Raw genomic sequence first — 3,280 nt, 5'->3', positions numbered from 1 at the left:
CGCGCATCCCCGCCTGTCGAGCCTGGAAGCGCAGCACACTGCGCCAGTCGATCACGGGAGACTCGAGGATCAGACCGGCGATCCGATCCCGGTTGCCCGAATTCAGCACCGTCTGGAGTGCGACGGCACCACCCATCGACCATCCCATCAGGAGCACGCGCTCTGCGCCGTGACGAAGCGCGTACGAGATCGCGGCATCGACATCGCGCCACTCCGCGGCCCCCAGAGAATACGCGCCGCTGCGACTGCGCGGAGCCTCTCCGTCGTTGCGGTAGGACACGACGAGGTTCGGGAACCCTGCGGCGTGCAGCACCGGCACGGCGCGTAGACATTCGGCGCGGGTCACGCCGCGACCATGGATCTGGATCACCCAGATGGACGACTCGGCGGGGAACAGCCACGCGGGGCAGGGCCCGGCAGGCGCACCGCTCAGGACATTCTCGGACCGCAGGTGCAGTTCGCTCGGCGTCGAGTAGTACCAGCCGCTGAACGCCGCATCACGGTCGACCCGCGCACCGGGCTCGATCTGGGTCAGCAGCTTGCGGCGCACCGTCGTGGCGTCGGCGCTGAGCACCGCGCCGAGCTTCACATAGCCGTATGTGCCCGAGGTGAAGAGTCCGTAGCGTCCCGGAAGCTCGGTGTCGAGCGTGCGGGTCAGCTCGATCGTCTGCGCACCGGTGTCGACCGCGAGGATCTCGGTGTTGGCCGGTCGCTTCGCCGGGAGGACCACCCGGCGTGCGACGCTGAAGACGAGCAACGCCATCGCCGCCCCGAGTGCGACCAATCCAGGGACAAGGAGCGCAACGGCGTGCCTGAGACTCTTCATCGCTTCCTGACTCTAGCCTGTTGCCGTGACCGCACACCCCGATGCCGGGACGATCTTCGACGCCGCCGTGGCTGAGCTGCGTGATATCGCGTTCCGCGCAGACATCACGATCCGCGAGATCCCCACCCCTCAAGGCCTCGCCCCGCACGCCCTGGCCCTGGCCGCCGATGTCCGCCCAGACGACGACGGGGAGTCTGCATACGGCACCGGTCGGTTCGTGCTGCTGCACGACCCGGACAACCCCGCGGCGTGGGACGGCGACTGGCGCATCGTGATCTTCGCGCAGGCTCCGCTCGAGACCGAGATCGGCACCGATCCACTCCTCGCGGACGTCACCTGGTCGTGGCTGGTGGACGCACTCGATTCTCGTGACGCGGGTTATCACTCCGCATCCGGCACATCGACGAAGACGCTGTCGAAGGGGTTCGGAGGGCTCGCGGTCGAAGGAGACGGCGCGCAGATAGAATTGAGGGCGTCCTGGACACCCGAGGGCCCGTTCCGACCGCACGTCGAGGCATGGGTCGAACTGGTCGGGATGCTGGCGGGTCTTCCGCCCGGTTCCGAGGGCATCGCCGTGATCGGCGCGCGAAAGGCAGCACGTGACTGAATACTCCGTGATCTCCGACGTCTCGGAGTTCCATGCGGCGTGCGCCGCACTCGCCGCAGGCACAGGGCCTGTCGCCGTCGACGTCGAGCGGGCATCCGGATTCCGCTACTCCCAGCGTGCCTACCTCGTGCAGGTCTTCCGCCGTGACGCGGGGGTGTTCCTCTTCGATCCGCCGCCGCTCGGCGACTTCAGCCCACTCCAGGCGGCGATCGGCGACGTGCAATGGATCTTCCATGCGGCGAGCCAGGATCTTCCGTCGCTGCGTGAGCTCGAACTCCTCCCGCCGTCGATCTTCGACACCGAACTCGCATCGCGTCTGCTCGGACACGAGCGGGTCGGACTCGCCGCGGTCGTCGAGAACGCGCTGGGCATCACCCTGAAGAAGGAGCATTCCGCAGCGGACTGGTCGACACGCCCGCTTCCGGCGGCGTGGCTCGAGTACGCGGCTCTCGACGTGCTCCACCTCATCGACGTGTACGAGGTGCTGCAGGCGGAGCTCGAGGAACAGGGCAAGACCGAGTTCGCGTCCGAGGAGTTCGCCGCCACGCTCTCTCGTCTTCCGAAGCCTCCCCGCGAAGACCCCTGGCGACGCCTCAGCGGGCTGCACCAGGTCAGAGGCGCGCGCAACCTCGCGGTGGCCCGCTCGCTCTGGCAGGCTCGCGAGGCCTTCGCGCAAGACCAGGACGTGTCGCCCGGTCGCCTCGTTCCAGATCGGTCGTTGATCGCCGCAGTGCTGGCGAATCCGCAGAGCAAACAGGCACTCGCAGGCATCAAGGATTTCCAGGGCCGCGCGAGCCGCTCCCAGCTCGACCGCTGGTGGCAGGCGATGGTCGACGGCCGCGCGACGCAGGAGCTTCCTCGCGAGCGCGTGCCCAGCGATACGCTCCCTCCGCCGCGCGCATGGTCGGACCGCAACCCCGAGGCGGATGCGCGACTGAAGGCCGCTCGGCCGGTGGTGGAGGCGACCGCCGAAGAACTGGGGATGCCCACGGAGAACCTGCTGACCCCCGACCACCTTCGCCGTGTGGCGTGGGATGTGCCGGGAACCACGCCCGAGGCGATCGGCGAAGCCCTCGCCGCACTCGGCGCACGCCCGTGGCAGATTGAACAGACTGCACAGAAGATCGCCGCTGCCTTTGTAGAGGCGGCGCAAACGCCGGACGAGGCGTCCGCACCCGCTTCGTAGGTTCGATCCAACCGATTCCTCCCGGTTTCCGGCGCTCCATAGACTGAGGCCACCGCACAAACTTGGAGGCAGAGTGGCCGAGATCTCGGACGTCTTCTTCGTCGATGGAGTGCGCACCCCCTTCGGGCGCGCCGGCGAAAAGGGCATGTACTGGAACACCCGCGCAGACGACCTCGCCGTGAAGGCGACCATCGGCCTGATGGAGCGGAACGCAGCCGTCCCGGCTGATCGCATCGACGACGTGGCGATCGCCGCGACCAGCCAGACGGGCGACCAGGGACTCACCCTCGGCCGCTCGGTGGCGATCCTCGCAGGACTCCCGCAGACCGTCCCCGGCCTGGCAGTCGAGCGCATGTGCGCCGGTGCAATGACCAGCGTGACGACCATGGGCGCGTCGATCGGCGTGGGCATGTACGACTTCGCCCTCGCCGGCGGAGTCGAGCACATGGGCCACCACCCCATCGGCGGGAATGCCGACCCCAACCCGCGCTTCGTCGCGGAGCGCATGGTCGACCCCGGCGCCCTCAACATGGGTGTCACGGCCGAGCGCATCTTCGATCGCTTCCCGCACCTGACGAAGGAGCGCTCGGCTCGGTTCGGCATGGCCAGCCAGCACAAGGTGCAGGAAGCGTATGACGCGGGCAATATCCAGCCCGATCTC

3 protein-coding genes and 1 pseudogene are annotated in these 3,280 nt (G+C 68.2%); 3 read left to right on the top strand and 1 reads right to left on the bottom strand.

Annotated features, from left to right (window positions below):
* Positions 1 to 763: alpha/beta hydrolase family protein (locus J7E68_RS13235; protein ID WP_396652504.1), on the bottom strand; the 763-nt coding region annotated here is incomplete at its 3' end.
* An 88-nt stretch (positions 764 to 851) separates the two neighbouring features.
* Here J7E68_RS13235 and J7E68_RS13230 point away from each other — a divergent pair.
* From J7E68_RS13230 to J7E68_RS13220, 3 genes and pseudogenes are all read left to right on the top strand, one after another.
* The gene (locus J7E68_RS13230; protein ID WP_215173312.1) at positions 852 to 1,433 is read left to right on the top strand and encodes a DUF3000 domain-containing protein; all 582 of its coding nucleotides are present in this window, start codon (positions 852 to 854) and stop codon (positions 1,431 to 1,433) included.
* Positions 1,426 to 2,619, top strand: a complete 1,194-nt coding sequence (locus J7E68_RS13225) for a ribonuclease D (protein ID WP_215173310.1) — start codon at positions 1,426 to 1,428, stop codon at positions 2,617 to 2,619. Before J7E68_RS13230 ends, J7E68_RS13225 begins: the two co-directional genes overlap by 8 nt.
* Before the next feature lie 73 nt (positions 2,620 to 2,692).
* Positions 2,693 to 3,280, top strand: a pseudogene (locus J7E68_RS13220) (acetyl-CoA C-acyltransferase); the annotation flags it as partial.

This window comes from Microbacterium sp. ISL-103 (assembly GCF_018613995.1).
Classification (GTDB): Bacteria; Actinomycetota; Actinomycetes; order Actinomycetales; family Microbacteriaceae; genus Microbacterium.
This window is presented reverse-complemented; position numbering and strand designations above follow the sequence as displayed.